At 67.1% G+C, this 1,776-nt stretch carries 2 protein-coding genes; one reads left to right on the plus strand and one right to left on the minus strand.

Annotated features, from left to right (window positions below):
- Positions 1–55 precede the first annotated feature (55 nt).
- Complete coding sequence (tnpC, locus tag G6O68_RS31715; protein WP_165253744.1) at positions 56–1,510, plus strand: IS66 family transposase; 1,455 nt, start codon at positions 56–58, stop codon at positions 1,508–1,510.
- Between the two features lie 56 nt (positions 1,511–1,566).
- Here the strand turns inward: tnpC and G6O68_RS31720 are convergent.
- Positions 1,567–1,776, minus strand: a 210-nt coding sequence (locus G6O68_RS31720) for a hypothetical protein (RefSeq protein WP_165253746.1), incomplete at its 5' end; no start/stop codon positions are given.

Here is a 1,776-nt window from a genome sequence, read left to right on the forward strand (position 1 = left end):
GTAGCCGTTCACGGCCTGGGTTGCTTGCTCAAGGTTGCATGATTATAACAGCCGAATGGAACGGCCGACCTCGATCCCTCAGCACATCTGGGACAGCTTCTCGGACGAGGCCAGGGCCATCGTGGGGACTATCATCGTCGGCTTGGAGCAGCAGATCGCGGGGCTGAAGCGGCATGTCCAGGATCTGAATACCGGCGTCGACCAGAATTCCACAAATAGCTCCAGGCCGCCGTCGACCGACCCGATCGGCGTGAAGCGGAGGCCGCCCGCGCCGCCGTCGAAGAAGCGCCGGGGCGGCCAGAAGGGGCATCCCCGCAAGGTGAGAGCGTTAGTGCCGCCGGAGCGCGTCGCCTCGGCCACCGACTGCAAGCCGACGTCGTGTCGCCGCTGCGGGCACTCGCTGGCCGGTGAGGACGCCGAGCCCCTGCGCCACCAGGTGGCCGAGTTGCCGCCGATCGAGCCGGAGGTCCATGAGTACCGGCTGCACCGCTTGCCCTGTCCGCACTGCAGGGCCGTTACCTGCGGGGCGTTGCCTGATGGCGTGCCGCGCACGGCGTTCGGCTCCCGGCTGCACGCGGCCCTCAGCGTACTCACCGGCGCCTACCGGCTGAGCAAGCGACAGGTCGCCCAGTTGTGCTCCGACCTGCTGGGCCTGACGATCTCCGTCGGCATGATCGCCAAGCTGGAACGCGTCACGGCCGAGGTGCTCGAGCAACCGGTGGCGGAACTGGCCGAGGCCGTGAAGACGGCCGACGCGGCCAACATCGACGAGACGGGCTGGCGGGAGAGCGGCCGCAAGGCCTGGCTGTGGGTCGTGGTGACCTCGCTCGGCATCGTCTTCCGCATCGCCCGGTCCCGGGCCGGTGCGGTCGCCGAAGACCTGCTCGGCGAGGAGCCGAAGCCGATCGTCATCAGCGACCGCTTCCCCGGGTACGAGTGGATCGAGCTCGGATCGCGACAGATCTGCTGGGCCCATCTTCGCCGCGACATGCAAGCGATGATCGACCGCGATGGTGACGGTGCCGAGGTCGGGCGTCAGTTGCTCTGGCAGTCGGACAAGCTGTTCGAGGCCTGGCACAAGGCGCGAGACGGCACCATCCAACGATCGACCTTCCTCCAGACTGTGGCCTGGCTGCGGCCGATGGTCCGATCGAGTCTGGAATCCGGGGTGGGGTGCGCCTGCCCGAAGACGGCGACCACCTGCGGCGAGTTGCTGCGCCTCTGGAACTGCCTGTGGACCTTCACGCGGGTCGAGGGCGTCGAGCCGACGAACAACGCGGCCGAGCGCGCCCTCAGGCACGCCGTCATCTGGCGCCGGATCAGTGGCGGGACCGACAGCGAAGGCGGGAGTCGGTTCGCGGAGCGGATGCTGTCGGTGGCGGCGACCTGTCGGCAGCAGAAACGCAGCGTGCTGGAATATCTGACGCGGTGCCATCGGGCTCGCCTGCGCGGCGTGGAGCCGCCGTCGCTCTTGAAACCGCGCGGGTCGGAGGCCGCCCTCGTCGGCTGAAGCCGCAATGGTGTCAGTAGCGTCGGCCAAAGGCATCAAACGTCTCGGCCTCCCGGTCAAGGCTTAAACGCTTCGGGGCTCAGGCCCTGATCCGCAATGAACGCCATCAACTGCTCGATGGATCCGAGTTGGTGTCTCTCGTCGCGGGTATAAGTCGACTCGTCGTATTGCTCTCCGGCCGGGCATTCCTCCCATGTGACGATGTAGGAGCCGTCGTGTTTCCAAACGCTGACGAGCCCCTCATTTCCGCCTACCTTGTAGACTAG

Origin of the sequence: Paludisphaera soli (assembly GCF_011064595.1) — a bacterium.
GTDB classification, from domain to species: Bacteria; Planctomycetota; Planctomycetia; order Isosphaerales; family Isosphaeraceae; genus Paludisphaera; species Paludisphaera soli.